This is a genomic window from Fulvivirga sp., assembly GCF_040220315.1.
Lineage (GTDB): Bacteria > Bacteroidota > Bacteroidia > Cytophagales > Cyclobacteriaceae > Fulvivirga.
On sequence record NZ_JAVJUY010000080.1, the window covers coordinates 1 to 3,489 of the forward strand.

At 40.0% G+C, this 3,489-nt stretch carries 5 protein-coding genes; 4 read left to right on the plus strand and 1 reads right to left on the minus strand.

The window, feature by feature from the left end:
- Positions 1-306, minus strand: a 306-nt coding sequence (locus RLO81_RS03575; RefSeq protein WP_350107343.1) for a cellulase family glycosylhydrolase, incomplete at its 3' end; no start/stop codon positions are given.
- A 271-nt stretch (positions 307-577) separates the two neighbouring features.
- Between RLO81_RS03575 and RLO81_RS03580 the strand changes: the two genes are divergently transcribed.
- From RLO81_RS03580 to RLO81_RS03595, 4 genes are all read left to right on the plus strand, one after another.
- The gene (locus RLO81_RS03580) at positions 578-1,159 is read left to right on the plus strand and encodes a DUF2911 domain-containing protein (protein ID WP_350107346.1); all 582 of its coding nucleotides are present in this window, start codon (positions 578-580) and stop codon (positions 1,157-1,159) included.
- 332 nt (positions 1,160-1,491) lie between these two features.
- Positions 1,492-1,740 (plus strand): hypothetical protein, encoded by a 249-nt coding sequence (locus tag RLO81_RS03585; protein ID WP_350107349.1) that lies wholly within the window; start codon positions 1,492-1,494, stop codon positions 1,738-1,740.
- A 202-nt stretch (positions 1,741-1,942) separates the two neighbouring features.
- Positions 1,943-2,665, plus strand: coding sequence for a hypothetical protein (locus RLO81_RS03590; protein ID WP_350107352.1), 723 nt, complete (start codon positions 1,943-1,945; stop codon positions 2,663-2,665).
- A gap of 86 nt (positions 2,666-2,751) precedes the next feature.
- Positions 2,752-3,153: a hypothetical protein gene (locus RLO81_RS03595; protein WP_350107355.1), complete on the plus strand. Its 402-nt coding sequence runs from the start codon at positions 2,752-2,754 to the stop codon at positions 3,151-3,153.
- The last annotated feature ends 336 nt before the right edge of the window (positions 3,154-3,489 follow it).

Sequence of the window (3,489 nt, forward strand, 5' to 3'; positions counted from 1 at the left end):
CCAGGTTACAGGCAGTCTCAGTGATTTGAATCCTTTATCTGCTATGGCCTCAATCATTTGGGGTGTTGTGTACGGTTGTCCCCAAACTGTTTCACTCTCCAGTCCATTGTGTTGGTCACACCACCAACAGACCGCATCCAATGTGTTGTACAGGTTTACACCGGGAGCCATCTCTGCAGCTATTTCCAGTCCGGTAATGTCCCGCATGCCCGTGTGGGCGGTTTGGGCACTAAGCAAACAGGCGTTGAACAATACATACCATGTTGCGAGTGCTTTTGACGTGCTATAAGTCAGTATCCTATGCATAATTATCCTGGCTTGTAGTACGCAACCTAAATCAAATGCCTGTATGACAGGGTTTCAATTTGTGCTAATTCACGGTATGATTTGTATTCCGGGTCTTCATTGGCTTGGGGGATCTCATGGGGTACCGATGTGATTTTGGTTGAAGTGTCGGAATTTAATTTTAATAAGTGTAGTGCCCTGGCCGCAAACACGAACTTTAAATGCCAACCTGTGGTTTAAACCTTTTGACCTTTTTCTATACTTTTGATTAACACTTAACTATTAATTCAACATGAAATCAAATCTATTACAATACCTTTTTGCTTTTACCCTTATTGGAGTGTTTGCATTACCGAATAAACTGCAGGCACAAGACAAAGTCCAGCCAAGTCAAAAAGCCAGTGTGAGCCAATTTATTGGGAACGACACACAAATCACTTTCACGTATAGCCGACCAGGTGTAAAGGGCCGAAAAATTTATGGAGCCATCGTTCCCTATGGTATGGAAGCTGGCAATAATTACTCAGATAATAAACCATTTCCATGGAGAGCAGGTGCTAACGCCAATACAACCATTGAAATAAACAATGATGTGTTGATTGAAGGAAAAGCCCTGCCTAAGGGTAAATACAGCATTCATACGATTCCGGGAGAAAAAGAATGGGTGGTGATCTTCAATAAGGTCAACGATGCATGGGGAAGCTATAAATATGATGAGAGTCAGGATGCCTTGAGGGTCACCGTAGCATCAGAGAAAGCTCCTCATATGGAATGGCTCACCTACGGTTTCGGTGACATCACTGATAACAGCACAGTTGCTTATTTGCATTGGGAAAAGTTGAAAGTACCCTTTAAGATCGAGCTGGCTAAGTAAGCGCCTCATAAAGAGGTAGAAAGCAAAAAATACCAGGTCTGTCCCCGCGACAGACCTTTTTTTATTTTCATGGTTAAGATGTTTTGTGGCCTGTTAAATTTAGGTCACCCCTACGGGGCTTTCTATTGATCGAAAACGAATAAATTTTTCTTAATTATTAAGTTGAAGGCAATGGTGTCCTCACCGACTGGAACTTTTTCGGGTTTCTTCTCAGGCAGACCTGTTAGGAGAATAATTTATTATCAGCCTAAAGGGATAGCCATGGAGAGGTATGCTTTCCTTAGACATTATCCCTCTTGATAATGATCAAATTTGTAGCTAGCTTACACGTTATGTTAGATACCAATAAACAAAACGAACTCAGGACCCTCATGAATGCCGGGTATCCCATATATGGAGGCATCAGCATGCTTTGCGCGGTCCTTTATGGCACCTGGAAGCTTGGTCCGATGATGATTTCCGGAAACAACAAGATGGGTGTCGGGATGTACCTCTTTGTCATCGGGATGTTTCTACTGTTTGCGGGTCTGGGCATCCTCATGATCAAAATCGGGATCGAAGCAAAAAAGAACAAAAACTGAAGGGCAAATAAACACAGCTTTTCGATGCAGTAATTATTCCCGTTGTATCACGCAGTATGTTTTGCTACCTGAGATTTTCATCGTCTGACTATCAGCATATCTGTACTTTGAAATTAACGGCATATGAGCTATTTTAGGAGTTAATCTCCGGATCTGAACCACATACTATATCTGATATTTACCGGTAATAGTTGGATCGCAAATGACAGAACTTTTACAACGAACACAGGCTGAAATCAATGCGATTCAGCAGCAACTTAAGCATATTGAACGAACGGGTGGATTTGCTGGCTGGTTTAAAGAACCACGTCTAAGAAAAAAACTGCGTAATCTGGAAAGCCAACAATTCTATCAAATAGATGATTATCTGAATTCTTCAAGTGAGGAATACAAAAAGGTGGTAATGGAAATTCACGAGCTGCTTGAAATTGAACAAATTATATTCACGGTTTACACTAAAGGGTTCTCATTCATAGGCTCACATACTACAAGGATCGAGGGAGTAATTCATCCGAACGGCTACAGCTATTCTGAGGCGGTTGGACAGAATATTAACTGGTTTCCTTTTGACTCCTTCTTATTTCCATCTCAAATGAGTGGGAACATTGATCATTGGGGGCGCATAAAACTGCGAAAAACCAAATCTGATCATGCCCTCTTTAGAAGAGTTCCACGTAAACTGACTGGAGCTATTTCCAAAAAAGGTGAAGTCCAACTCGAAGTAACTGAGCATGATATGGATGATCCGTTTGATGGCAGACTCACAATGGGCAAGCTCATTGCGAACCACTTCAACTACAGCGAACAAAAGAGCAATGAATTTCAAATCAGAAAGAACTACCTGATAGAAGCAATAGACCAATTCAAGACAGACAGAATAGCTGACAGCAAAGGTTACCTGATCACTAAATCTGCTGCTATTTGAAAGGGAAATTCCTGAATTGACTTAGGGTTTATTCCAACCATAACTGTTGAATATGAATCCTAACTATACAAAACTAAAAAATTAGGATGAAGACATATGGATTAGTTCTTCTGGTAATTTCAACTTTCATAATATGCGCATGTGAAAATGAAAGTATTAAGCCTGCTGATATTGAAGGAACTTATCATGGAACCTTTAATCGGTCTTCCCCTGATGCTGAGAACGAACCTTCCCAGGTAAAACTCACCTTAACTAATGGCCAATTTTATGGAGAAAGTGAAAAAATCAAGTATCCTGCAATTTGTAGTGGCACTTATGAAGTTAAAGGAAATAAAATAACGTTTTTCAACGGTTGTATTTGGACAGCTGAATTTGATTGGTCATTAATTCTTTCCGGTGAGTTCCTGATAGAGTCAACGTCATCCGGATTGACTTTTCACAGAAAACTTGGTGACATTTCGGATTTGTACGAATTGAATCGTAAATAATGAGTAACCCTTAATAGCGCTATACAAGATCCTGAAACAGGAAGTAAATCAGGATGAGTGTAAATCCATTTCAAATTTGTCTCGATAAAGACTTGAAAAATCAATTAGTTTATATTTCTGTTTTTTTTGACATAACACTCAAAATATTTTATTTCACCGCCCTTTTCAATTTGCATGAATCCTAACATAGATGATATGATGAGTGGCTATCGTGTTGGGTATCGCAGGATTTAATAACTGACAAGCAGGCATGTTAGCCACAGCGGAAGGTGTGGGTATTTTTCTGAAGGCATTAAATGACGGATCTTTGTTTGATGAAGGAGAACAAGACATCTA

Excerpts from the sequence above, each read along its gene's own strand:
- RLO81_RS03580 (WP_350107346.1), top strand. The coding sequence starts at position 578 with ATGAAATCAAATCTATTACAATACCTTTTTGCTTTTACCCTTATTGGA.
- RLO81_RS03590 (WP_350107352.1), top strand. The coding sequence starts at position 1,943 with ATGACAGAACTTTTACAACGAACACAGGCTGAAATCAATGCGATTCAG.
- RLO81_RS03595 (WP_350107355.1), top strand. The coding sequence starts at position 2,752 with ATGAAGACATATGGATTAGTTCTTCTGGTAATTTCAACTTTCATAATA.
- RLO81_RS03585 (WP_350107349.1), top strand. The coding sequence starts at position 1,492 with ATGTTAGATACCAATAAACAAAACGAACTCAGGACCCTCATGAATGCC.